Source organism: Agrobacterium vacciniicorymbosi (assembly GCF_040427045.1).
GTDB lineage: Bacteria > Pseudomonadota > Alphaproteobacteria > Rhizobiales > Rhizobiaceae > Agrobacterium.
Window position 1 is genome coordinate 48,826 of sequence record NZ_JBETMF010000001.1, and the last position, 25,107, is coordinate 73,932.

General features: G+C 56.6%; 21 protein-coding genes and 3 tRNA genes. 18 read left to right on the plus strand and 6 right to left on the minus strand.

Annotated elements, in window-relative coordinates; all coding sequences use genetic code 11:
* Positions 1–162 precede the first annotated feature (162 nt).
* From ABUK73_RS00350 to ABUK73_RS00360, 3 genes are all read left to right on the plus strand, one after another.
* Positions 163–597: a CoA-binding protein gene (locus ABUK73_RS00350; RefSeq protein ID WP_353575581.1), complete on the plus strand. Its 435-nt coding sequence runs from the start codon at positions 163–165 to the stop codon at positions 595–597.
* 89 nt (positions 598–686) lie between these two features.
* Positions 687–1,970: an O-acetylhomoserine aminocarboxypropyltransferase gene (locus ABUK73_RS00355; protein WP_353575582.1), complete on the plus strand. Its 1,284-nt coding sequence runs from the start codon at positions 687–689 to the stop codon at positions 1,968–1,970.
* Positions 1,971–1,989: 19 nt separating this feature from the next.
* Positions 1,990–2,346, plus strand: coding sequence for a cupin domain-containing protein (locus ABUK73_RS00360; protein ID WP_353575583.1), 357 nt, complete (start codon positions 1,990–1,992; stop codon positions 2,344–2,346).
* Between the two features lie 8 nt (positions 2,347–2,354).
* On the opposite strand, the gene ABUK73_RS00365 is transcribed toward ABUK73_RS00360, so the two are convergent.
* From ABUK73_RS00365 to ABUK73_RS00375, 3 genes are all read right to left on the minus strand, one after another.
* Positions 2,355–3,602 carry a cytochrome P450 gene (locus tag ABUK73_RS00365; protein ID WP_353575584.1) on the minus strand — a complete coding sequence of 416 codons (1,248 nt, stop codon included), beginning with the start codon at positions 3,600–3,602 and terminating at the stop codon, positions 2,355–2,357.
* A gap of 41 nt (positions 3,603–3,643) precedes the next feature.
* Entirely contained in the window at positions 3,644–5,401 is a 1,758-nt protein-coding gene (gene ggt / locus ABUK73_RS00370; RefSeq protein WP_353575585.1) for a gamma-glutamyltransferase, read from the minus strand.
* A gap of 66 nt (positions 5,402–5,467) precedes the next feature.
* A complete protein-coding gene (locus ABUK73_RS00375; protein ID WP_353575586.1) occupies positions 5,468–6,610 on the minus strand; it encodes a GGDEF domain-containing protein in 1,143 nt (380 codons plus the stop codon).
* A 562-nt stretch (positions 6,611–7,172) separates the two neighbouring features.
* Between ABUK73_RS00375 and clpP the strand changes: the two genes are divergently transcribed.
* The 5 genes from clpP (at position 7,173) to ABUK73_RS00400 (ending at position 15,178) form a co-directional block, all read left to right on the plus strand.
* On the plus strand, positions 7,173–7,805 hold the full coding sequence (clpP, locus tag ABUK73_RS00380; protein WP_113089472.1) for an ATP-dependent Clp endopeptidase proteolytic subunit ClpP: 633 nt from the start codon (positions 7,173–7,175) through the stop codon (positions 7,803–7,805).
* Positions 7,806–8,165: 360 nt separating this feature from the next.
* The gene (gene clpX, locus ABUK73_RS00385) at positions 8,166–9,443 is read left to right on the plus strand and encodes an ATP-dependent Clp protease ATP-binding subunit ClpX (RefSeq protein ID WP_045230713.1); all 1,278 of its coding nucleotides are present in this window, start codon (positions 8,166–8,168) and stop codon (positions 9,441–9,443) included.
* 415 nt (positions 9,444–9,858) lie between these two features.
* Positions 9,859–12,276, plus strand: coding sequence for an endopeptidase La (gene lon, locus ABUK73_RS00390; protein WP_113089470.1), 2,418 nt, complete (start codon positions 9,859–9,861; stop codon positions 12,274–12,276).
* Between the two features lie 183 nt (positions 12,277–12,459).
* Complete coding sequence (gene hupB, locus ABUK73_RS00395) at positions 12,460–12,753, plus strand: DNA-binding protein HupB (protein ID WP_454892315.1); 294 nt, start codon at positions 12,460–12,462, stop codon at positions 12,751–12,753.
* A gap of 226 nt (positions 12,754–12,979) precedes the next feature.
* A complete protein-coding gene (locus tag ABUK73_RS00400) occupies positions 12,980–15,178 on the plus strand; it encodes an esterase-like activity of phytase family protein (protein ID WP_353575587.1) in 2,199 nt (732 codons plus the stop codon).
* A gap of 194 nt (positions 15,179–15,372) precedes the next feature.
* Here the strand turns inward: ABUK73_RS00400 and ABUK73_RS00405 are convergent, their stop codons facing one another.
* Together ABUK73_RS00405 and kdgD are read right to left on the minus strand one after the other, a co-directional pair.
* Positions 15,373–16,509, minus strand: coding sequence for a mandelate racemase/muconate lactonizing enzyme family protein (locus tag ABUK73_RS00405; protein ID WP_353575588.1), 1,137 nt, complete (start codon positions 16,507–16,509; stop codon positions 15,373–15,375).
* Entirely contained in the window at positions 16,506–17,411 is a 906-nt protein-coding gene (kdgD, locus tag ABUK73_RS00410; RefSeq protein ID WP_353575983.1) for a 5-dehydro-4-deoxyglucarate dehydratase, read from the minus strand. Before kdgD ends, ABUK73_RS00405 begins: the two co-directional genes overlap by 4 nt.
* Positions 17,412–17,703: 292 nt before the next feature.
* Between kdgD and ABUK73_RS00415 the strand changes: the two genes are divergently transcribed.
* Positions 17,704–18,504 carry an NAD-dependent epimerase/dehydratase family protein gene (locus ABUK73_RS00415; protein WP_353575589.1) on the plus strand — a complete coding sequence of 267 codons (801 nt, stop codon included), beginning with the start codon at positions 17,704–17,706 and terminating at the stop codon, positions 18,502–18,504.
* A gap of 587 nt (positions 18,505–19,091) precedes the next feature.
* Here ABUK73_RS00415 and ABUK73_RS00420 read toward each other — a convergent pair.
* A tRNA-Val gene (locus ABUK73_RS00420) sits at positions 19,092–19,167 on the minus strand.
* A 638-nt stretch (positions 19,168–19,805) separates the two neighbouring features.
* Here ABUK73_RS00420 and ABUK73_RS00425 point away from each other — a divergent pair.
* From ABUK73_RS00425 to ABUK73_RS00465, 9 genes are all read left to right on the plus strand, one after another.
* Positions 19,806–19,882: transfer RNA gene (locus tag ABUK73_RS00425), tRNA-Asp, on the plus strand.
* Positions 19,883–19,927: 45 nt separating this feature from the next.
* A tRNA-Asp gene (locus tag ABUK73_RS00430) sits at positions 19,928–20,004 on the plus strand.
* Between the two features lie 523 nt (positions 20,005–20,527).
* Positions 20,528–20,893, plus strand: a complete 366-nt coding sequence (locus ABUK73_RS00435) for an NADH-quinone oxidoreductase subunit A (protein WP_042619792.1) — start codon at positions 20,528–20,530, stop codon at positions 20,891–20,893.
* Positions 20,884–21,468 carry a NuoB/complex I 20 kDa subunit family protein gene (locus ABUK73_RS00440; RefSeq protein ID WP_062451383.1) on the plus strand — a complete coding sequence of 195 codons (585 nt, stop codon included), beginning with the start codon at positions 20,884–20,886 and terminating at the stop codon, positions 21,466–21,468. The genes ABUK73_RS00435 and ABUK73_RS00440 overlap by 10 nt, the downstream gene beginning before the upstream one ends.
* Before the next feature lie 17 nt (positions 21,469–21,485).
* A complete protein-coding gene (locus ABUK73_RS00445) occupies positions 21,486–22,088 on the plus strand; it encodes an NADH-quinone oxidoreductase subunit C (protein ID WP_353575590.1) in 603 nt (200 codons plus the stop codon).
* Positions 22,085–22,516 (plus strand): GFA family protein, encoded by a 432-nt coding sequence (locus ABUK73_RS00450; RefSeq protein ID WP_113089462.1) that lies wholly within the window; start codon positions 22,085–22,087, stop codon positions 22,514–22,516. The genes ABUK73_RS00445 and ABUK73_RS00450 overlap by 4 nt, the downstream gene beginning before the upstream one ends.
* The gene (locus ABUK73_RS00455) at positions 22,516–23,706 is read left to right on the plus strand and encodes an NADH-quinone oxidoreductase subunit D (protein WP_113089461.1); all 1,191 of its coding nucleotides are present in this window, start codon (positions 22,516–22,518) and stop codon (positions 23,704–23,706) included. The genes ABUK73_RS00450 and ABUK73_RS00455 overlap by 1 nt, the downstream gene beginning before the upstream one ends.
* Positions 23,706–23,960 (plus strand): hypothetical protein, encoded by a 255-nt coding sequence (locus tag ABUK73_RS00460; protein ID WP_113089460.1) that lies wholly within the window; start codon positions 23,706–23,708, stop codon positions 23,958–23,960. Before ABUK73_RS00455 ends, ABUK73_RS00460 begins: the two co-directional genes overlap by 1 nt.
* Positions 23,961–23,976: 16 nt before the next feature.
* The gene (locus ABUK73_RS00465) at positions 23,977–25,101 is read left to right on the plus strand and encodes an NADH-quinone oxidoreductase subunit E (RefSeq protein WP_353575591.1); all 1,125 of its coding nucleotides are present in this window, start codon (positions 23,977–23,979) and stop codon (positions 25,099–25,101) included.
* The last annotated feature ends 6 nt before the right edge of the window (positions 25,102–25,107 follow it).

Sequence of the window (25,107 nt, forward strand, 5' to 3'; positions counted from 1 at the left end):
ATGTGGTACAAAAAAAGTACGATTGCGGATTGCTGATTAAGTTAGCGCAAACATTATAGTTGTGCTGATTTTCGTAAAGTCATCCGACTTTCAGAAAACACTTTTATGCGCCATGACTGAGGCCCAATAATTTCTGTTGGAATGCCACAAGGGAGGATGACCGTGAACCATGATGCCTATGAGGAAGACTATATTCGCCGGGTTTTGACGGAGGTTAAGACCATTGCCTTGCTGGGTGCTTCTCCCAACCCGGCACGGCCAAGCCACGGTGTCATGCAGTTTCTTCTTTCCAGGGGATATACGGTGTTTCCGGTCAATCCCGGTCAGGAAGGCAAAGAGATACTGGGGCAGCAGGTCTATGCCAAGCTGGCAGACATTCCAGAACCCATCGATATGGTCGATGTGTTTCGCGCGGCGGAAAATCTGCCTGCTATTGTCGAGGAGGTCATTCTCTTGTCACCGCGCCCGAAGTTTATCTGGGGACAGCTTTCCGTACGGCATGATGATGCGGCGGCAAAGGCGGAAGCCTATGGCATAGAAGTGGTTATGGACCGCTGCCCTGCAATTGAGTATCCGCGTCTCAATATAAGGCGATAGTTAGCATAAGCCGCACTTACCATTTGCCGGTGAGACCTTATGCTCCTTCAAAGCCCCAAGAGGGCATAGAAAGAATATTGGAGGGACACATGTCAGAGAGTAATCCGGGTTTTTCCACCTTGGCCATTCACGCCGGTGCCGAGCCTGACCCGACCACCGGCGCGCGCGCAACGCCGATTTACCAGACCACGGCCTATGCGTTTCGCGATTCGGATCATGCGGCAGCCCTGTTCGGCCTAAAAGAATTCGGCAACATCTACACCCGCATCATGAACCCCACGCAGGCGGTGCTGGAAGAGCGTGTCGCTGCGCTTGAAGGTGGAACGGCGGCTTTGGCCGTTGCATCCGGCCATGCGGCACAGATGCTGGTGTTCCACACCCTGCTCACCTCAGGCGATAACTTCATCGCAGCCCGCCAGCTTTATGGTGGCTCGATCAACCAGTTCGGCCACTCGTTCAAGAATTTCGATTGGCAGGTGCGCTGGGCAGATGCCGCAGATCCAGCGAGTTTCGAAAGCCAGATCGATGATCGCACCAAAGCGATCTTCATCGAAAGCCTTGCCAATCCCGGCGGCACCTTCGTAGATATCACTGCGATTGCGGAGGTCGCTCACAAGCACGGCCTGCCGCTGATTGTCGATAATACCATGGCAAGCCCCTATCTGCTGAGACCCATCGAACATGGTGCCGATATCGTCGTGCATTCGCTGACGAAATTCCTCGGCGGTCATGGCAATTCCATGGGCGGTATCATCGTGGATGGTGGCACGTTCGACTGGTCTGCAAATGACAAATATCCGGCGCTCTCCCAACCGCGCCCGGAATATTCAGGCGTCGTTCTGCACCAGACCTTCGGCAATTTCGCCTTCGCCATTGCCGCACGCGTTCTTGGCCTGCGTGATCTCGGCCCATCCATCGCGCCGTTCAACGCTTTCCTCATCCTTACCGGCATCGAGACGCTGCCGCTGCGCGTCCAGCGCCATTCGGACAATGCGCTTGCCGTGGCAAAATGGCTGAAGGCGCATCCGAAAGTCGGCTGGGTTCATTATGCAGGCCTCGAAGACAGCGATAACCACGCTCTGCAACAGCGTTATTCGCCCAAGGGCGCAGGCTCCGTCTTCACCTTCGGCGTGAATGGTGGCTATGCCGCGGGCAAGGCGCTGGTGGAAGGGTTGCAGTTGTTCTCTCATCTCGCCAATATCGGCGACACCCGCTCCCTCGTCATCCATCCGGCATCGACCACCCATGCGCAGTTGACGCCTGAACAGCAGACCGCTGCCGGTGCAGGTCCGGATGTCGTACGCCTGTCTATCGGCATCGAGGATGTGAAGGATATCATTGCAGACCTCGAGCAATCGCTCGCCAAGGTCTGATCAAAAGGAAAGGTCGCCCATGACACATAGTCTCAATTTCAAGTCAGAGGGCGACCTCGCCACTGTTCAGCCGGAAGAGGGCGCCCCCGCGCCAGACAGGCTGATCTCCGGCACCCCGAAATTCACCACATGGAATCTCGAAGAAGCCACCGGCGGCATTTACGCCGGAATATGGCAGTCGACTCCCGGCAAATGGCGGGTCGAATATGACGAGTGGGAGTATTTCAACATCCTCGAAGGCCACTCGATTCTAACCGAAGAAGGCGGCGAGCCTATCCACCTCAAAGCGGGCCACCGCCAGATCATCCGTCCGGGCTTCAAGGGAACATGGGAAGTGGTGGAGACGACGCGCAAGGATTATGTGGTGCGGTTGTAGGGGTTAAACTACCACGCCAAATCCAGCCGCTCCAGACCATGGAAATGATACACGTCCTTTACCATCGGCGGCTCCGCAATTCGTAATCCCGGCAGGCGCTTGAACAGCAGTGGCAACACGATGTTCAGCTCCAGCCGTGCCAGTGGTGCGCCGATGCAGAAGTGGATGCCGGCGCCGAAGGATAGGTTGGGGGCTTCGGCGCGGTCGGGCTTGAAGGTGAGGGGATCAGTGAATTTTTGTGGGTCGAGATTGGCGGCGGCGAGGATGAGGCTGACCTTATCGCCGCGCTGGAAAGTGACGCCGTCGATTTCGACTGGCTCCAGCGCCCAGCGTTGGAAGATGTGCACCGGCGCACCGATGCGTAGCGTTTCCTCCACCGTGCATTCGGTCGATTTTTCATCCTGAAACAGCAGAGCAGGGTCGCTGCCGCTTTCGAGAATGACGCGCACGGAATTGCCGATCTGGTGTACGGTCGCTTCGTGGCCAGCATTCAGCAGGACGATGGTGGTCGAAATCAGCTCGTCGTCGGTGAGATACTGACCCTTATGCTCCGTATGGATCATGTGGCTGAGCAGATCGTCGTTCGGTTCCGCACGGCGCTGGGCAATCACGCTGCGCACGTAATCGGCAAATTCCTTCGCGGCCTGGTCGGCGGCCCGTTCGTCGTCGTGGGTGCGCTTGAACATATACATGCCGACATAGGCATGTGACCATTTCAGCAGTTGCGGGCCCATCTCTTCGGGAATGCCGATCATCCGCGCAATCATCGTCACGGGAATGATGTCCGCAAAGGACGACAGCAGCTCCGTTTTGCCGTCCTTTTCGAAGCGGTCGATCAACCCGTGGGCGAGTACCTCGATCTCCGGCTTCATCTTTTCGACATGGCGCGAAACGAAGGCGCGGTTCACCAGTGTTCTGAGACGCGTATGCTCCGGCGGTTCGATTTCCAGCAGGGAGTGGCGTTCTGCCGCATCGAAGTGCCTGACATGCTCAAGCGGCTGCGGCAGGCCCAACTCCTCGCGGGTCGCAACATGCAGGATTTGCCGCCCGAAACGGCGGTCGCGCAGCAGCGCGTTGACGTGGTCATAGCCGGTGAAGAACCATTGCTTCTGCTCCTCCCAGTAAAAGGTGGGACAATGCGCATGCAGCGCCGCATAGACGGCGTTAGGGTCGCTGTAGAAAGCAGGGTTGCGGGCGTCGAGCGAGACGACACGTTTTTGGGCATCGATGCGGAGGAAATCTGGCACGTTTTTCATGCCCGATCTCTAACGCAAACCTCCTTGGCACGGAAGCGATTCTATTCGCCGACGGCCACACCTTCGCGGCGCGGATCGGCGCTGCCGACGAGGCCGGTGCCGGTGATTTCGATGGCATGCAGACCGGAATTCATCTCGCCTGGCTTCACCTCGAAACCCATGGCCTTCAGCGGTTCCGCGAACTTCTCCGCATCGGTACCAGCTTCGATATCATAGGTGCCGAAGCGGTTGATCAGATGCGGTTGCGCCACGATTTTTTCCACCGGCATGCCCCAGTCGATATAGGCAATCAGCGCCTGAGCGACATAGCCGATGATCTGGCTACCACCCGGCGAGCCTATGGCCAGTAGCGGCTTGCCGTCCTTCATGACGATTGTCGGGGCCATGGAGGAGCGCGGGCGCTTGCCCGGCTCCACGCGGTTGGCCACCGGCAGGCTTCCGTCATGCGTCTTAAAGGAAAAATCCGTCAGCTCATTGTTCAGCAAAAAGCCATTGGTCATCAGGCGCGAGCCGAAGCCGCTCTCGATGGTCGTCGTCATGGAAACAACATTGCCTTGGCTGTCGACGATCACGAAATGGCTGGTGGATGGCATTTCAAGCGTCGGCCCGCGACCGAACAGCAGGGCGTGATCCCATTCCGGCTCACCCGCCTTCACCGCATCCGCAGCCAGGGCCTTGTCACCATCCAGTGATGAGGCGCGTGTGCCGAGATAGGTCTTGGCCAACAGGCCCTTGATGGGCAGCGGGGTGAAGTCCGGGTCGGCGAGATAGCGCTCACGATCCGCAAAGGCCAGACGCTGTGCATCGCCGATCAGCCGCCAGCTTTCCACATTGTCGGGGCCTAGCGCCTTGATGTCGAAGTTTTCCAGAATGCCAAGCATCTGGCCGATGGCGACAGCACCGGAGGAGGGCGGTCCCATGCCGCAAATATCCAGCGCGCGATAGTTCGCGCATACAGGCTCGCGCTCCTTGATGCGGTAATTCGCCAGATCGGCCAGCGAGAGAACACCCGGATTACCCGTCGCCTCCCGCACGGTCTTGACGATGGCTTCGGCAATCGGCCCGCTGTAGAACGCATCCGGGCCCTTGGTCGCAATGGCTTTGAGTGTCTGGGCATAGGCCGGATTTTTAAGAACCGTGCCAGCCTTCAGCGGTGCGCCTGACGCATCGTAGAAATAGCTGCGCGGTCCATCATATTTTTTGAGCCGCTCGCCTTCGGATGCAATTAGTGATGCGAGACGCGGCGAGACCTGAAAGCCGTCTGTCGCAAGCGTTTCGGCAGGCTTGAGCAAATCGGCCCAAGCTGTTTTTCCGTATTTCTTGTGCACATCGGAGAGCAGCCGCACCGTGCCCGGGGTGCCGACTGAGCGGCCACCGATAACCGCATCCATGAATTTCAGTGGCTGGCCACTGTCATCGAGAAACAGCTTCGGCGTCGCTTCCATCGGCGCGGTTTCGCGTCCGTCGAACGTGGTCATCTTGTTGGTCGCGGCGTCGTAATAAACAAGGAAACTGCCGCCGCCGAGGCCGGAGCTTTGCGGCTCCACGAGGCCCAGAACCATCTGCACGGCCACCATGGCGTCGATGGCATTGCCGCCGTCGGCAATCACCTTTCGGCCTGCCTCCGCAGCCAGTGGGTTGGCGGCTGCGACCATGAAGTTCTTCGTTTCCACGCGGCTTGCGGTTTGCGTGCCCGTTGCCCGTTCGGGTGCAATCGTGTCCGATGCCTGCTGTGCCTTGGCGGACCCAGCGACCAGAGCGGCGGATATCAAAAGGCCGGTGAAAAACCTGACGTGCATGACGAAACCTCCATTGCCTGCGTGGCCCATGATGGGATCGCAAGCGCATAAAGGTCAAGCCGCTGCCTATCGATTGGCGATATGGGCGATGCGGTTGAGAGCGGCGACCTGCCGGTCGGCATTGTTGTCGCAAGGGTCTTCGTCACGGTCATCGGCGGGAACGACGATGTTGATGGAGCCTTCCCGCACGACGGTGCGGTTGCGACCCTCTTTCTTGGCGCCGTAGAGCGCGCGATCCGACATTGTCAGCATGGTATCGAGGTCTGCGTCTGCCGCACTTTGACAAAAGACCCCGGCGCTGACCGTCGGCGAAAACTGTCTGGTATCGGCAAAAACTTCCAGACGGCTGAAGTGAATGCGGATCGCTTCGGCCAGAATGGTCACCTTCGATGGATCGTCGGTTTCTATCAAGCAACCGAATTCTTCGCCGCCCATGCGGATGACCACGCCTCTGCCGTCTGCAATCAGGCTGGCATGCGCGCAAAACTTGACCAGAACATCGTCACCGCACTGATGGCCGTATTCATCGTTGATCTTCTTGAAATGATCGATGTCGAATAGGATGAAGCCGATGTGGCGCGATGTGCCTGAAAGGCGGGCCTTCAGCGCACCGAAGGCCTGTAGCAAGCCGCGACGGTTCAATGTCCCCGTCAGGTGATCTGTCATGGCCAGGTGCTGCAAGCGACGCTCTGCGTCTTCCATAAACATCTTGACGCTGATCATCATCACAATCGTGAAGCCCAACGCGCCAACGACGGCAATCGGTGCCGTCAGCGGGATGATCTGGCCGGTCGCCAGATTGTAGGGAATGACGAGAGAAGCCGCGACCGCGCCGGCAAAGGACTGTATGACGAGGACCGTCGCCAGCAATTTTCTGGTTCGCGAAATGAACTCTTTCGATGTCAACAGTACGCCCGCGAGCATGAGGTGACCTATGCCGGCGCAGACGTGGTAGAGGATGATCCGCGCGCTCGTGCTGTCATGGACGGGCGGCACGAACATGAAGGCGATCCAGACCAGCGGTGGGATGGCAATCCATCCATCGAGCTTGCGGCCTTCCAGCAACAAAAGCCCTGCCAGCCAGAAGCTGAAACCCGCCAGTGCCGATATGTTGCCGAACTGGATGGAGATGAAATCAGGGATCAGACCGCGCAGTGCGACCAGAATTGCGCCAACGCCCACTAGGCCAAAGCCCAGCGAAAAACACAAATGATGCTTTTTTGCAGGATGGTGCAACCACAGCACCGCGAGAACTGCTGATAGAGTCAATGTCTCCATCGACCAAAGAAGCATGCCCGTTTTGGCGTCTAACACTGACCAAACCCCATCTGTCTCGGCGTTTCACGGATGACTTGGCGGTGGACCCTTGGGGTGCACGCTCTTTCCGCATATAAAAATGAATTCCGGGTAAGACTTTCAGCCACGCGTGGTGGTGCTAAATCGTTTCGACGGCACTATCTGGATCAAAAGCTAAGAAGTCGTTTCTACTTTCCGTTACGAAAGGTTGCGAGTGGATTATGTCCGTATGTTTAACCTTTGGTTGACCAAAATCCGGTTTCGCAGTTGATGACGGGATTGGCCGTTAAAATGCCGGTGGTGCCGTTTTGCGCGGAGATGTAAGGCGGCAGGGAATATTTGCCGGTGCGTCATTAAGGATATCCGCCACCTGAGTCTTGAAGAACCGGGCAATCACACTCTATGTAGAGAGTAGACGAATAGAATTGATTCCGGGTGCGTATGCTCACCGGGTAAGAGTTGACAAAGGACGGACATGACAAATCCAGTTGATACCGCCATGGCTCTGGTGCCGATGGTCGTAGAGCAGACCAACCGCGGCGAACGGTCCTACGACATCTACTCGCGTCTTCTCAAAGAGCGGATCATCTTCCTGACCGGTCCGGTGGAAGATCACATGGCGTCGCTCGTTTGCGCGCAGCTCCTGTTCCTGGAGTCGGAAAACCCGAAGAAGGAAATCGCGCTCTACATCAATTCCCCGGGTGGTGTCGTCACCGCCGGCATGGCAATTTACGATACGATGCAGTTCATCCGTCCTGCTGTGTCCACGCTTTGCGTCGGTCAGGCCGCTTCGATGGGCTCGCTGCTTCTGGCTGCCGGTGAAAAGGGCATGCGCTTCTGCACGCCGAATGCCCGCATCATGGTTCACCAGCCTTCGGGCGGTTTCCAGGGTCAGGCTTCCGATATCGAGCGTCATGCGCGCGACATTATCAAAATGAAGCGTCGCCTTAATGAAGTCTACGTGAAGCACACGGGCCGCACGCTCGAAGAAGTTGAAAACACGCTCGACCGTGACCATTTCATGGATGCGGATGAGGCTAAGAACTGGGGTGTCATCGACAAAATCCTGACCTCGCGTCAGGAAATCGAAGGCGCATCCGCCAGCTGAGGCGCTGAAATTTTGACTTGTGTTTGAAGCCCCGAAGTGAAATTCGGGGTTTAAACCGAAAAATAAAGCGCTAATAGTAGATATTAAGGCTGTGTTGAATTTTTATGACATAGCTTGAAGCCAATCCCACAAAAGCCTCATTTGGGTTTGGGACTGGTCACGAAACAAAATGCCGAGGCTTCACCGCCTCGGAGTTTGCAGGGGAATTCGTTGCCGCCGCTCGTCAGGTCTCGTATCTGATGCGGTTAGTACCCCGGGAACGAAGCGGACATGGATGCTTATGGGAAGCGACCGGTCCGCAGACGGTAAGTTGACCGCGATCCGCCTTGCGGACCAGCGGCGTGCTGGAAGGAAAGAGATATGAGCAAAGTCAGCGGCAGCAACGGCGGCGACTCGAAAAATACACTCTATTGTTCATTCTGCGGCAAGAGCCAGCACGAAGTCCGGAAACTCATTGCCGGGCCGACAGTATTCATTTGTGATGAATGCGTCGAATTGTGCATGGACATCATCCGCGAGGAGAACAAGACCTCGATGGTGAAGTCGCGCGAGGGTGTTCCCACCCCGCAGGACATCATCAAGATTCTCGATGAATATGTCATCGGCCAGAAGCAGGCGAAGAAGATCCTGTCTGTGGCGGTTCACAACCATTACAAGCGCCTGGCGAATTCGTCCAAGAACGGCGACATCGAGCTGGCGAAGTCGAACATCATGCTGGTCGGCCCGACCGGTTGCGGCAAGACCTATCTTGCCCAGACGCTCGCTCGCATCATCGACGTTCCCTTCACCATGGCTGACGCAACGACGCTGACCGAAGCCGGTTACGTGGGCGAGGATGTTGAAAACATCATCCTCAAGCTGCTCCAGTCTGCCGATTACAACGTTGAACGCGCCCAGCGCGGCATCGTCTACATCGACGAAGTGGACAAGATTTCCCGCAAGTCGGACAACCCGTCCATCACGCGCGACGTCTCGGGCGAGGGCGTTCAGCAGGCGCTTCTGAAGATCATGGAAGGCACGGTCGCATCCGTTCCTCCGCAGGGTGGCCGCAAGCATCCGCAGCAGGAATTCCTGCAGGTGGATACGACCAACATCCTGTTCATCTGCGGCGGTGCCTTTGCAGGCCTCGACAAGATCATCTCTGCCCGTGGCGAAAAGACCTCCATTGGTTTTGGCGCAACGGTAAAGGCGGAAGACGATCGTCGTGTTGGCGAAGTGCTGCGCGAACTGGAGCCGGAAGATCTGGTCAAGTTCGGTCTCATCCCTGAATTCATCGGTCGTCTGCCAGTTCTGGCAACGCTCGAAGACCTTGATGAAGATGCGCTGATCCAGATTCTGTCGGAGCCGAAGAACGCTCTGATCAAGCAGTATCAGCGCCTGTTCGAGATGGAAGACGTCGAACTGACATTCCAGGGCGATGCTCTGCGCGAAATTGCCCGCAAGGCAATCACCCGTAAGACCGGTGCGCGTGGTCTGCGTTCGATCATGGAAAAAATCCTGCTCGACACCATGTTCGAACTGCCGACGCTGGAAGGCGTTCGCGAGGTTGTCATCTCTGACGAAGTCGTCAGCGGGGCTGCCCGTCCGCTTTACATCTACGCGGATCGTCAGGAAGAGAAAGCCAACGTTTCGGCTTAAGTGCTGGACGGCTGTTGACGGAAGATTGAAAGGCTCGCCTCCGGCGGGCCTTTTTTGCGTGTTATGCACGGGAAAGGTCGCATTATCGCAGTGCGATCCGATTTTGCGTTTGGAGCGGATTGCGCTTTCCTGATAAAGTTTTAGAAGTGATTTGCAGCGCGATATGACGTTTTTTTGAACGTTCGCTGTTTTTCCGATTCGCCACGAGGCGGGCGAATGACGGAAAGTGTGACGCGTATTGTGACGTTTTGCGTATTCGAGATCTATCCTGCCCCAAGCGGAAGGGTATCTGCTCTTGTGACTTGAAAATGACGGTGACGAACTCCACTTTCAGTCACGACAAAGAATATGCCGGAAACTCCCAAAGAAAGTCCGGCAGGCGTCCCTCCCAAGGGGACCATTGAAAGGAAATGATATGACGAACATTACGTCTGCTGCATCTGGCGGTACATATCCCGTACTCCCTCTGCGCGACATTGTCGTTTTCCCGCATATGATCGTTCCGCTGTTCGTCGGCCGGGAAAAATCCATTCGTGCACTGGAAGAGGTCATGGGCTCCGACAAGCAGATCATGCTTGTGACCCAGATCAACGCCAGCGATGATGACCCGGACACGTCGGCCATTCACCGCGTCGGCACGGTTGCCAATGTCCTGCAGCTGCTGAAGCTGCCCGATGGCACTGTGAAGGTTCTGGTGGAAGGCAAGGGCCGCGCCAAGATCGAAGAGTACACCGGTCGTGAAGACTTCTATGAAGCCACCGCCGTTCTTCTGGCTGAGCCGGAAGAAGACCCGGTCGAGATCGAAGCTCTGTCGCGCTCTGTCGTGTCCGAGTTCGAAAGCTATGTGAAGCTCAACAAGAAGATTTCGCCTGAGGTGGTTGGTGCCGCCGGTCAGATCGACGACTATTCCAAACTCGCAGATACGGTTGCCTCGCACCTGTCCATCAAGATCACCGAAAAGCAGGAAATGCTGGAAACGGTGAGCGTGAAGCAGCGTCTTGAAAAGGCGCTCGGCTTCATGGAAGGCGAGATTTCCGTTCTTCAGGTCGAAAAGCGTATCCGCTCGCGCGTCAAGCGCCAGATGGAGAAGACCCAGCGCGAATATTACCTGAACGAGCAGATGAAGGCGATCCAGAAGGAACTCGGTGACGGCGAGGATGGCCGTGACGAGATGGCAGAGCTGGAAGAACGCGTTGCCAAGACCAAGCTCTCCAAGGAGGCCCGCGAAAAGGCGGAAGCCGAAATGAAGAAGCTGCGCCAGATGAGCCCGATGTCTGCGGAAGCAACCGTCGTGCGCAATTATCTGGATTGGCTGATCGGTCTGCCTTGGGGCAAGAAGTCCAAGATCAAGACGGACCTGAACGCTGCAGAAACCGTTCTCGAACAGGATCACTTCGGTCTCGACAAGGTCAAGGAACGCATCGTCGAGTATCTGGCCGTACAGGCCCGTGCGACGAAGATCCGTGGCCCGATCCTGTGCCTCGTTGGTCCTCCAGGCGTTGGTAAGACGTCGCTTGCGAAGTCCATCGCCAAGGCAACTGGCCGTGAATATGTGCGCATGGCGCTGGGTGGCGTTCGTGACGAAGCGGAAATCCGTGGTCACCGCCGTACCTATATCGGCTCCATGCCTGGCAAGATCGTCCAGTCGATGAAGAAGGCAAAGAAGGCCAATCCGCTCTTCCTGCTCGATGAAATCGACAAGATGGGGCAGGACTTCCGTGGCGATCCATCGTCCGCTTTGCTGGAGGTGCTGGATCCGGAACAGAACTCCACATTCATGGACCACTATCTCGAAGTGGAATATGACCTGTCGGACGTGATGTTCGTCACCACAGCCAATACGCTGAATATTCCAGGCCCGTTGATGGACCGCATGGAAGTCATCCGCATTGCTGGTTACACGGAAGACGAAAAGCGCGAAATCGCCAAGCGTCACCTGCTGCCCAAGGCGATCAAGGAACATGCGCTGCGTCCGGAGGAATTCTCCGTCAGCGACGACGCCCTGATGGCCATCAGCCAGCAGTACACGCGTGAAGCCGGCGTTCGTAACTTCGAGCGTGAATTGATGAAGCTCGCACGTAAGGCCGTGACCGAGATCATCAAGGGCAAGTCCACGTCGGTTGCCGTTACGGCTGCCAACATCGAGGACTATCTCGGCGTTCCACGGTATCGCCATGGCGAAGCCGAGCGTGAAGATCAGGTCGGCGTCGTTACAGGTCTTGCTTGGACCGAAGTGGGCGGCGAGCTTCTGACCATCGAAGGCGTCATGATGCCGGGTAAGGGTCGTATGACCGTGACCGGTAACCTGAAGGAAGTGATGAAGGAATCCATTTCGGCAGCGGCATCCTATGTCCGCTCGCGCGCCGTGGACTTCGGCATCGAGCCACCGCGCTTCGACAAGTCGGACATTCACGTTCACGTGCCGGAAGGTGCGACACCGAAAGATGGTCCATCCGCCGGTGTGGCCATGGCAACGGCAATCGTTTCGATTATGACAGGTATTGCCGTGGACAAGAACGTCGCGATGACGGGCGAAATCACGCTTCGCGGTCGCGTCCTGCCAATTGGCGGCCTGAAGGAAAAGCTGCTCGCTGCTCTTCGCGGCGGTATCAAGAAGGTGCTGATCCCGGAAGAAAACGCCAAGGACTTGGCGGATATTCCTGACAACGTCAAAAACGAGATGGAAATCATCCCGGTTGCCCGCATGGGTGAGGTTCTGCAGCACGCGCTTGTGCGTATGCCCGAGCCCATCGAGTGGGATGGCAGCATCGAGACGCCGGTCATTGCAACTGTTGAAGGTGTGGATGACGGTAGCCAGACAATCGCACATTGATAAGCGACCGTCGGTGTTGGTGCTAAATTAGCACAAAATCGTTGAAAGGCTGGCAGAAATGCCAGCCTTTTTTGTGAAAAGAACGCGAGACCCCTTGTTTTTCAGGCCATTCCAGCGCTTTTGGGTGGCGGTGCGCGAATAGATAAGTATTCTGCGCCGATCCAATTTGAGTCGTTTCATACCATTGAAAGGGGTGGAAACATGAACAAGAACGAGCTCGTTTCTGCAGTTGCCGAAAAGGCTGGTCTCACCAAGGCTGATGCCGCTTCTGCCGTCGACGCAGTATTCGAAACCGTCCAGAGCGAATTGAAGGCCGGTGGCGACATCCGTCTCGCAGGCTTCGGCAGCTTCACCGTAAGCCGTCGTGAAGCCTCCAAGGGCCGTAACCCATCCACGGGTGCAGAAGTCGATATTCCGGCTCGCAACGTTCCAAAGTTCTCCGCAGGCAAGGGCCTGAAGGACGCTGTTAACTCCTAAGTTTTCCTGAGCTGTTTGCGCCCGCGGCGTGCGAACAGTGCTCAGATATACGAGGAATGATTTTGGCTCTTTGCGCAGTTTTGCGAAATGACGCCATCGAAATGCAGAGAGCCCGGCCTTGAGCCGGGCTTTTTGTTTATCAGCACCTTCTCATTGTCATTTCCCTGTCACGTCCATGTCGCAAAAGCCCAGTCATGCATTTTTCCAGTGCACTGAAGGGGACATCATGACATTTCGTTTTTCGAGTGCTGCGCTGACCGCGGCGCTTTTTGCTTCTGCCGCATTTCCAGTCGCCGCCGAGCAGGTTTTCAACCGCATCTCGTCGTTTCCTGTCGCTCTGAACCTTCCTTCCGACAAGGAAGAGAAGACGATCACGTCGGCGGAAATCGTCACGGCTAGTGAAGACGGCAATACGCTGATCTATTCCGACAGCCCGCTGGGCGGCATCGGCTTTGTCGACATCAAGGATGCCAAGGCACCAAAGGCGCTTGGCGCTCTGATGATGGATGGCGAGCCGACATCGGTTGCCGTGTCCGGTACCAAGGTTCTGGCTGGCGTCAACACGTCCGAAAGCTACGTCAAGCCAGCTGGCAAGCTGGTGACGGTCGATATCGCCACCCGCAAGATCGAAGCCAGCTGTGACCTCGGCGGCCAGCCGGACTCCGTTGCGGTTTCCCCGGACAAGAGCTTCGTGGCCATCGCCATCGAAAACGAGCGTGATGAAAAGGTCAATGACGGCGCGCTGCCGCAGATGCCTGCCGGCTTCCTCGTCACCATCGGTCTCAAGAATGGCGCACCGGATTGCTCGACGCTGAAGAAGATCGATGTCACCGGTCTTGCCGAGATTTCGCCGGAAGATCCAGAGCCGGAATTCGTTTCCATCAATGCCAATGGCGAGATTGCCCTGACGCTTCAGGAAAACAACCATATCGTCATCGTTGATGGCAAAAGCGGCAAGGTCACAAGCCACTTTTCCGCAGGCACTGTTGACCTGAAGGGTATCGACACCAAGACCGATGGCCAGTTGAAATTCACCGACAGCCAGGACGCCCGCAAGCGCGAGCCGGATGCCGTGAAGTGGCTGGACAATGACCGTATCGTCATCGCCAATGAGGGCGACTGGCAGGGCGGTTCGCGCGGCTTCACCATTTTCGACAAGACCGGCAAGCTGCTTTACGAAGCTGGCTCTTCCTTCGAACATGCCGTTGCGGCCATCGGCCACTATCCTGAAAAGCGCTCCAAGGCCAAGGGCATCGAGCCTGAAGGTCTGGAAGCGGCAACATTCGGCAACGACAAGTATTTCTTCGTTCTGGCCGAACGCGCATCTGTCGTTGGCGTCTACAAGGACACGGGCGCAGAGCCGCAGCTGACGCAAATCCTCCCATCGGGGATTTCGCCTGAAGGTGCAGTCGCCATTCCATCGCGCAACCTGCTGGTCACCGCCAACGAAGCCGATCTGGTTGAAGATGGTGCAGCCCGCTCGCATGTCATGATCTATGAGCGCTCGGAAGGGCAGGCCGCCTATCCGCAGCTTACCTCCGCCACGGTCGATGGCGCACCGATCGGCTGGGGCGCTCTGTCCGGTCTGACAGCTGACGCGGAAAAGGACGGCATTCTTTATGCGATCTCCGACTCCGTCTACGGCAATCAGCCATCGATCTACACCATCGACGCCAACAAGAAGCCTGCCGTCATCACCAGCGTTCTGCGCGTAAAGCGTGATGGTCTGGCAGCGCAGAAGCTGGATATGGAAGGCATCACGCTGGACGGTAAGGGCGGCTTCTGGGTCGCATCCGAAGGCAACAGCGAAAAGCTCGTTCCGCACGCGCTTTACAACGTCAATGCAAAGGGCGAAATCAAGGCCGAGATCGCACTTCCAAAAGAACTGTTGGAAGGCGAAACCCGCTTCGGCTTCGAAGGCGTAACCATGATCGGCAAGGGCGATGACGCCACGCTGTGGATGGCTGTTCAGCGCGAATGGGGCAAGGCTGAAAAGGGCAAGGTAAAGCTCGTCTCTTACAACCTGAAGTCCAAGGAGTGGGGTGCTGTGCATTATCCGCTGGATAAGGCAGATGACGGCTGGGTCGGTCTTTCCGAAATCACCGCCCATGGCGACAATGTCTACATCGTCGAGCGCGATAACCAGATCGGCGACAAGGCGAAGATCAAGAAGCTCTACAGCGTCGCCATTTCCGACCTGAAGCCCGGCAAGATCGGCGGCGAACTGCCGCTCGTCAAGAAGACAGAAGTCCACGACTTCCTGCCAGACCTCAAGGCCCAGACGAATGGCTATGTCGTCGACAAGCTGGAAGGCTTCACTTTCGACAAGTCCGGCAAGGCCTTCGCGGTAACGGACAATGACGGCGTGGATGACTCCTCGGGCGAGACACTGTTCTTCCCGGTTGATCTGAAGGGCACGAACTGAGTTCCCAACTTCCGTCATGCCGGGCTTGACCCGGCATCCAGCTGCCGCGCGTCTGCGCGGCGGAAGAGTCTTCGCACCGCAGACGCGGTTCAGGCTAGACCCCGCATTAAATGCGGGGTGACGGAGCAAGAACAAAAAGCCGGGTGTCATCCCTGACACCCGGCTTTTTCCGTCGTGATCCTTTCACCCAAAGATCACGCGTCCTTCAAAGCATATTGCTCCAGCGCATCCCGATTGATCTCAATCCCAAGTCCCGGGCCATCCGGTATCTGCACCACGCCATTGACGTGATCCAGCGGGCTGGTGAGAACCGCCTGTCGATAGGGGTTCTCCGTGCGGTCGAATTCGAGAATCGGTGGGCGCGGGTTGCGGCGGGCAGGGTCTGGCGGCAGGTAGGCCATGAATTGCAGGGCCGCGGCAATGGCCACACCCGTTCCCCACACATGCGGAACGACGCGCACGCCGTAGAGTGTTGCCATATCGACGATGCGTTTGGTTTCCGAAAAGCCGCCGCTACCGGCAAGATCCGGCTGGAGAATATCCACGGCACGGCTTTCCAGTGGCGCGCGCATCCCGTAACGGCCATGCCAGGTTTCGCCACCCGCAACGGGAATGGGCTGACCGGCGCGCACGGCCTGATAGGCATCCAGCTGTTCCGGCACAACTGGCTCTTCAAACCAATCGATGCCAAGAGGCGCCAGCGCCTTGCCGACTTCGATGGCTTCCAACGCATCGTAACCATGGTTGGCGTCGATCATGATGCGGACATCGGGCCCCACGGCTTCGCGCGCGGCACGGATGACGGCAATGTCTTCCGCCACATCGAAGCCGATCTTGATCTTGACCGCGTGGAAGCCTTGGCTTGCGTAACTGGCAACTTCCGCCGCCACATCAGAGACCGCATCGACGCCATCCTTGCGGAAGGAGCCGGTGGCATAGGCCTTGACGCTTTCGCGGAAACGACCGCCGAGCAGGCGCGAGACGGAGGTGCCGAAGCGTTTGCCCTTGATATCCCAAAGCGCGATATCGATACCGCTCAGCGCCGTCACCGTCAGGCCGCGCTGGCCTTGATCCCGCAGCAGATTGTAGAGCTGATGCCAGATGATCTCGATGTCGAGCGGGTCTTTGCCAATCAGGTGCGGGGTGTACGCGGCCACCACGGCTGCATTGGGCTTTGCCGGGCCGAGGCATTCGCCCCAGCCCACGGTGCCATCATCGCATATGATCTCGACAAGGCAATGGATGCGCCGGTCGAAGCGCATGGACGCGCTTTCAAAGGCGTGTCCCAGCTTGTAATCGAGCAGATGAGTGCGAACCGCTTCTATTTTCATGGCTTGTAAGGTCCAACCAGCTTTTCGAGCATGCCGACTTCCTCCTCAGTCAAATCCGTCAGCGGTGCGCGCACCGGACCGGCATCGAACCCCATCAGACGCACGCCAGCCTTGATGGCGGAAACGGCGTAGCCCTTCTGACGGTTACGAATATCCATGAACGGATAGAAGAAGTCGATGAGAATACGGTCGGTCGTTGCCCGGTCGCCCGCGCGCAGTGCCTTGTAGAATTCCTGGGCAAGCGCAGGCACGAAGTTGAACACGGCGGACGAATAGGTGGTCACACCAGCGCCGAGATAGGCATCTGCAAAAAGCTCAGCCGTCGGCATGCCGCCGAGATAGGTCAGGCGCTCGCCGATTGTCGCGGTGATCTTGCGCACAAGACCGATATCGCCGGAACCATCCTTGAAGCCAACCAGATTGGGGCAGGCATCGCACAGCTTTTGCAGCGTTTCAGCCGTCAGAATGGAATTGTCGCGATTATAGACCATCACGCCGATGGAAACTGAATCGCAAACCTGCTTGATATGGGCGTAAAGGCCTGCCTGCGAGGCATCCATCAGGTAATGCGGCAGCAGCAGAATGCCGTCTGCACCAGCCTTTTCAGCGCTTTGGGCAATCTGAATGGCGATCTTGGTGCCATAACCGCAGCCCGAAACGATGGGAACAGAACCGGCAGCGGACTTGGCTGCCTTGACGACGGTGCCGACTTCTTCCGGGGCAAGCGAGAAGAATTCACCGGTGCCGCCAGCCGCAAAAAGAACGGTCGCATCGAAACCGGACAGCCAGCTGACGTGGTCGAGATAAGGCTTCTCGTTGAATTCGCCGTCCTTGGAAAAAGGTGTGACGGGGAAAGAGAGAAGTCCAGCGCCAAGCGCGACTTTAAGTTCCTGCGGGTCCATAGCCATTATTCGTGTCTCCAATTGTTGGTTGAGGCGGATAATATTCGAGATATTATCTTCGTCAAGAACTTATAATACAAGTTGGAGAAATTGCTGTGGAATCATTGTTGAATGGCTGAGGGTGAGTACGCTGCAGTGTCGGGGCGTTTGGCGCTGAACGCAATCATTTCCCTGCAAGCTTGCCTCTTGATAACCCGTGCAAGCCTAGCGTAGAGATAAGATAACAAGAGATTTTATGTATGACCACAAGCCAAGCCGGTTTGCGGTGTGCAGATGGAAATATGGAGGAAACATGCTGAAGACGTTGTTGTTAACCGGTGCTGCCGGTGGTGTAGGCAAAGCCATCCGTCCCCTGTTGAAAGACATTGCTGAAAAGGTGGTGCTATCCGATATGGTCGAGGTCACCGATCTCGCGGCGCACGAAACCTTCGTGAAATGCGATCTCTCCAACCGCTCAGAGGTCGATACTGCTGTGGCGGGCGTGGATGGCATCATCCATCTCGGCGGCATCTCGGTGGAGCGGCCGTTCGAGCTTATTCTCAAGGGCAATATCGAAGGCGTCTATAATCTCTACGAAGCCGCGCGCCACAACGGCCAGCCACGAATCGTCTTCGCCAGTTCCAATCATACGATCGGTTACCACCGCCGCGACGAGAAGCTCGATGGCAACTCGGCTGTGCGCCCTGATTCCCTTTATGGCGTTTCGAAATGCTTCGGGGAAAATATGGCCAGCTTCTATTTCGACAAGTTCGGGCAGGAGACCCTGTCGGTGCGGATCGGTTCACTGACGGCAAAGCCACAGACGACGCGCATGCTGGCGACGTGGCTCAGCGCTGCGGACTTCGTTTCGCTCTGCGCGCGCAGTTTCGAAGCGCCGCGTCTTGGCAACGCCGTGGTCTACGGCGCGTCCAATAATCAGGAAAGCTGGTGGGATAACAGCCATGCGGCTTTCCTTGGCTGGAAGCCGCAAGATAGCTCGGCGAAATGGCGCGCCGAGGTCCTTGCTCAAGCCGGAAAAGAGGATCCGAAGGACCCAGCCCATATTTACCAGGGTGGTGCATTCACCACATTCGGCCATCCGGCAGATGGCTGACCACGGTTTGTAAGGCTGCGAGGGGAGAGGGACGGGCTTGCGATTGACTACTTGTCCTGTCTCTCCGAGTCGTATTGTACCCAGCGGAAGAAAAAGTAGATTGGCAGCGCAATCAGCGCCAGCGTGACGATTGAGTTCGCAAACATGGTTCATCCCATCAAAACGCGACTTCATCATGAAGCCGACACTAACAATTATGAGGGATAATTTATTGAGAAATGCTGAATCTCACGTAGCGTAAGGCGCCATGCCGCACGGAATCGACTGTCCCGAAACGAACGTCATCGACTTTACGGCGCCATGGTTTTCAAGTCGTTAACACGGTGGCTCAAGTTTTTAGCAGCATGATGCGCTTGACGCGAATGCTCAAGATACGCCCAGTCAAATGTCGATTGGCTTCCTGGCGAAGCCCACCGCGGAACATTTGTCCTTCGGCGTTGATACCCGTCGTATGAGTATTCTCGCTTGTGGGCCAGAATCTTCATAACGGATGACTTGACGTCTCGTAGTTATAAATAACCACTTGCGACAACGACCACAGCTTTTTGTAACTTAGCAGAAATGTGAATAAAATCAAGGGGATGAAATGGTGGGCGATGAGAGACTCGAACTCCCGACATCCTCGGTGTAAACGAGGCGCTCTACCAACTGAGCTAATCGCCCTTCGCGTCTTGCGGATCATGTCCGCCGCGTCGGTGGCCGTGATCTATTCGGATCGGAAAAAAACCGCAAGAGCTTTTGTGAAGTTTTTTTGTTTTTTTCGATTTTTATGACAGCGGCGGTTTGGCGGGGAGGGGCGTTTAGTGGACGGAAAGCCCGGAAAGCTGGCGTTTTCATGGGTTGAGCCGGATCGTTGGGATAATAGTTTTCCACAGCGGGGCATCGGGATGACGTGAGGAGGGGCTAGCTGGTGAAGCCTGCATGAGGGGTAGGCGCTGATTTGCGTATTGTGTTCTGCATGTCAAAGCGCAGTCTCTATATTCAATGTGTCGCGAGACACGCCCGAGGAAATTTCTCAGCGAATCCATCAGCATTCTTGTCGGAATGGCGTGAAAGATTCGCGGGTTGCGCCTCGTCTTTGCCACCTGTGGATAAGTGCGCGGGATTGGGTGTAAAAAACTGAAATGGAAAAAGTGCCGGAAAACCGGGGCTCTTCACCTGTTTGTCAAATCAAAATGCTCAAGCTTATTCTTTTGTCGTGAAACCTGCTTGACACCCCAACACGAACGCCTTAGTTAGCCGCTCAACGAACAGCCGAGGCGAGTTCGTAAGACCGGTTTCGGCCAGTCTTTAGGGAATGTGCGGGTGTAGCTCAGTTGGTTAGAGTGCCGGCCTGTCACGCCGGAGGTCGCGGGTTCGAGCCCCGTCACTCGCGCCATTCCTTCCTCGAGATCTACGGACTTCCAACAGTCCGATAAAATGCGCGGGTGTAGCTCAGTTGGTTAGAGTGCCGGCCTGTCACGCCGGAGGTCGCGGGTTCGAGCCCCGTCACTCGCGCCATTTTCTTCTTCCTTCAAGATGTAAAATGTCCTTCCTTTGACCAAGCGTTGACGACGCAAGGCGTCACACGCATTTTTATTTCCCATATCTTCCCCACGTTTTCGCAGCCTGTTCCGATGCGTGCCATAGCGAAAAAGTGACGTGTTTTGGCTCTCCTGCCTACTGCTTCGGTATCGTTTCAGTTCGGCTGATTTCTTGCCTCGAAATCTCATGTTTATGACGCTTTTCAGAGCAGAATTGCTGTCACTTTTTGCTCAAAATTATGTCTCATTCCTGCGACGCTATGACGCGCTCGATTGTCCATAGTTTTGAAGTGCTTAGTGATATCTTGAATGGCTGTAGGCGAGGGGATTTCGCGTTATAATGGTTCTCTGAAGTCACGATTGACTTGAAATGGCACTTAAACTCTTGCAGAGAGGGCTTCGCTGCGATAACCACTGCGGCGTTGCAACATAATTTCGGCCCAGCGGATTCTCGTGTCCAATGGGGTATGCTCGACGCTCGGTCGGGCAAGGAAGAGACAATGACTGAACTCCTCAGTTCCTACATTCCGATCGCAATCTTCATTGGTATCGCGCTTGTCATCGGTTTGGCGCTGTTGATTGCGCCTTTCGCCGTTGCCTACAAGAACCCCGACCCGGAAAAGCTGTCTGCCTTTGAGTGCGGTTTCAATGCGTTCGACGACGCGCGCATGAAGTTCGATATTCGCTTTTATCTGGTGTCGATTCTTTTCATCATCTTCGACCTTGAAGTCGCCTTCCTTTTCCCGTGGGCGGTGTCCTTCGGTGAGATCGGCTGGTTCGGTTTCTGGTCCATGATGGTATTCCTCGGCGTTCTCACCATCGGCTTTATATATGAATGGAAGAAGGGGGCACTGGAATGGGCGTAGTTCAGAACGACACGACGCTTGTCGCGCCAAAGCCCAAGGGCATCATCGATCCTTCGACGGGCAAGCCTGTCGGCAGCGATGACGGCTATTTCACCGAAATCAACGACGAGCTTGCAGATAAGGGTTTTCTGGTTACGTCTACGGACGAGCTGATTACCTGGGCGCGCACCGGTTCGCTGATGTGGATGCAGTTCGGTCTGGCCTGCTGCGCCGTTGAAGGCCTGATGCAGGCTTCCGGTCCCCGTTACGACATGGAGCGCTTCGGTGTTGCTCCGCGCGCTTCACCGCGCCAGTCGGACGTTATGATTGTTGCCGGTACGCTGACCAACAAGATGGCGCCTGCGCTTCGCAAGGTCTATGACCAGATGCCTGAGCCGCGTTACGTCATCTCCATGGGCTCCTGTGCCAATGGCGGCGGTTATTACCATTATTCCTACGCTGTCGTGCGTGGTTGCGACCGTGTGGTTCCTGTCGATATCTACGTGCCGGGCTGTCCCCCCACGGCAGAAGCGCTGCTTTACGGCGTGCTTCTGCTGCAGAAGAAAATCCGGCGTACCGGTACGATCGAGCGTTAAGGGCAGAGGACTTATACATGAGCGAAGCTCTCAACGATCTCTCGGCCTATGTGCAGGAAGTGCGCGGTTCCCTGCTGGAATCTGCGGTCATTGCCTTTGGCGAATTGACGCTGAACACGACGCCGGAAAACGTTATCGCGCTGCTGACATTCCTGCGTGACGACGTGCAGTGCGGTTTCGTCAACATCATCGATATCTGCGGTGTGGATTGGCCGAGCCGCGAAAAGCGTTTCGATGTCGTCTATCACCTGCTGTCGCCGCGCCAGAACCTGCGCGTCCGACTCAAGCTTCAGGTGGCTGAAGACGAGGCCGTGCCTTCGGCGACCCCTGTTTTCTACGGTGCCGAATGGTTCGAGCGCGAAGCTTGGGACATGTACGGCATTCCCTTCGAAGGCCACTCAGACCTGCGCCGCATTCTGACCGATTACGGTTTTGAAGGTCATCCGCTGCGCAAGGATTTCCCGGTCACGGGCTTTGTGGAAGTGCGTTACGATGACGTGCTGAAGCGCGTTCTCTATGAGCCGGTCGAGCTGAAGCAGGAATTCCGTAACTTCGACTTTCTTTCCCCTTGGGAAGGAACGGATTACGTTCTTCCGGGTGATGAAAAGGCCAAGCAATGAGCGAAGCTGCCGCCACAGAGCAGGGACAATGTCTTTGCGGTGCCGTTCGCTTCGAAGCGAAGTTCGGTGCCCGTGAAGTCGGCGTTTGCCATTGCTCCATGTGCCGTCGCTGGTCTGGCGGCGTGTTTCTTGCCGTAGAATGCGAAAGCGTTTCGGTAGAGGATGACGCGCATCTGGGCGTTTATTCGTCTTCTGAATGGGGTGAGCGTTGCTTCTGCACGGCCTGTGGCAGTACCATCATGTGGCGGTCGAAAGACGGCGCGCATCATGCCGTTTCCGTGCAGTCCTTCGCTGACCCGTCCAGCTTCCGTTTCGCATCGCAAATCTTCATAGACGAAAAGCCGACAAACTATTCGTTCGCCGAGGCCACGAACACCATGACCGGCCCCGAATTCATCGCCATGATTACGTCGGCGGAGCAACACTGATGACTGAACATAACGTTCGCAATTTTACGATCAACTTCGGCCCGGAACACCCTTCCGCGCACGGCGTGTTGCGTCTCGTTCTCGAACTCGACGGTGAAATCGTTGAGCGCGTCGATCCGCATATCGGCCTGCTGCATCGCGGTACGGAAAAGCTGATCGAAACGAAGACCTATTTGCAGGCCGTTCCTTATTTCGACCGTCTCGACTATGTCGCGCCGATGAACCAGGAGCATGCTTTCGCGCTGGCCGTGGAAAAGCTGCTGGGTCTGGAAATTCCGATGCGCGGTCAGTTGATCCGCGTTCTTTATTCGGAAATCGGTCGTATCCTGTCGCATATCATGAACGTCACGACGCAGGCCATGGACGTCGGTGCCATGACGCCGCCGGTCTGGGGCTTTGAAGAGCGCGAAAAGCTGATGGTGTTTTATGAGCGTGCCTGTGGCGCGCGCATGCACTCGGCTTACTTCCGTCCAGGCGGCGTGCATCAGGATCTGCCGCCGGAGCTTGTTGAAGATATCGGCAAGTGGTGCGATCCGTTCATCACCGTTCTCGACAATATCGAAGGTCTTTTGACCCACAACCGCATTTACAAGCAGCGTAACGTCGACATCGGCGTCGTGTCGCTGGAAGATGCCTTTGCCTGGGGCTTTACCGGCGTCATGGTTCGTGGCTCGGGCGCTGCCTGGGACTTGCGCCGTGCGCAGCCTTACGAATGCTATTCCGATCTCGAATTCGACATTCCCGTCGGCAAGAACGGTGACTGCTATGACCGTTACCTGATCCGCATGCAGGAAATGCGCGAGTCGGTGAAGATCATGAAGCAGTGCGTGGAGCTTCTGTCCGGCAAGCATCGCATCGGCGCTGTGTCGTCGTTGGATGGCAAGGTCGTTCCGCCGAAGCGTGGCGAGATGAAGCGCTCGATGGAAGCGTTGATTCACCATTTCAAGCTTTACACCGAAGGTTATCACGTCCCGGCTGGCGAAGTATACGCAGCGGTCGAAGCGCCGAAGGGCGAGTTCGGCGTCTATGTTGTCGCGGATGGTTCCAACAAACCTTACCGCTGCAAGATCCGCGCTCCGGGCTTTGCGCATCTGGCTGCGATGGACTTTCTCTGCAAGGGCCACCAGCTTGCCGACGTAACGGCTGTTCTTGGCTCTCTCGATATCGTGTTCGGGGAGGTCGACCGCTGATGCGTTTGCCGCTGGCCACTTCGGCTTTTCTTGCCGCGACTGCACCGCTCTTCGCCCAAACGGCGCAAGAGGGTGTCTCTTCGCAGGCAAGCGGCGGTTCATCAACTGTCAAGCAGCTTCTGTCACAAGGATACGAGATCAAATCCTCGCTTCCCAATGGCGGAAAATTCATTGTGTTCATGCAAAAAGACAAAACGGCCTATGCCTGCGAATTCGTCACGGTGACGAAATCGCGGTGCGAGTCGTTAAACTGATGGGGCGTGAGGAAGTATGTCCGTTCGTCGACTAGCTGAAGATCAGTTCCAGCCCACGGGTTTCGCGTTCAACGCGGATAACATCGCTTGGGCGGAAAAAACGATCCAGAAATATCCTGAAGGACGCCAGCAATCTGCGGTCATTCCGCTGTTGATGCGTGCGCAGGAGCAGGACGGCTGGGTAACCCGCGCCTGTATCGAGAAGATCGCCGACATGCTGGATATGGCCTATATCCGCGTGCTCGAAGTGGCGACCTTCTATACGCAGTTCCAGCTGAAGCCGGTTGGCACCAGGGCGCATATTCAGGTTTGTGGCACCACACCCTGCATGCTGCGCGGTTCCGAAGCGCTGATGGATGTCTGCCGTCACAAGATCCACCACGATCCGCTGACCCCCAATGAAAGCGGCACGCTTTCCTGGGAAGAGGTCGAATGTCAGGGCGCCTGCGTCAACGCGCCGATGGTCATCATCTTCAAGGATGCCTATGAGGACCTGACGCCGGAGCGTTTGGAAGAAATCATCGATACGTTCGAGGCAGGCAAGGGCGACACCGTCAAGCCAGGCCCGCAGATCGACCGTCATTTGTCGGCACCGATCGGTCCCCTCACGACGCTGACCGAAGAGACGAAGCCAGATCGCTCCAATCTCGACAAGCCAGCGGAAACGCCTGCAACGGCGGCTCCTGCGGCAGCACCCGCACCTGCGCCATCCGAGGCTGCAAAGCCGAAGACAACGGCAGCAGAGTCGGATGCTAAGCTGAAGACACCGGTGACCGATCCGAAGGCATCCGAAGGCAACGCCAAGGCTGCTGCTGCGGAAGGCTCTGGCGAGGTCAAGACGTCGGCCAAGCCTTCGCTAGAGGACAAGAACCGTCCCGCCAAGGTCGACCGGCCTGAAAAGGCCGATGACCTGAAGCTGATTTCCGGCGTTGGTCCGAAGATCGAGGCGACGCTGAACGAGCTCGGCATCTTCACCTATATGCAGGTCGCCGGCTGGTCCGCAGAAGAGCGTGAATGGGTCGATGGTTATCTGAATTTCAAGGGCCGTATCGATCGCGATGATTGGGTCCGTCAGGCCGAGGCGCTCGCCAAGGGTGGCGAAGCCGAATATATCAAGGTCTTCGGCAAGAAGCCGCGGTAAGAGGTT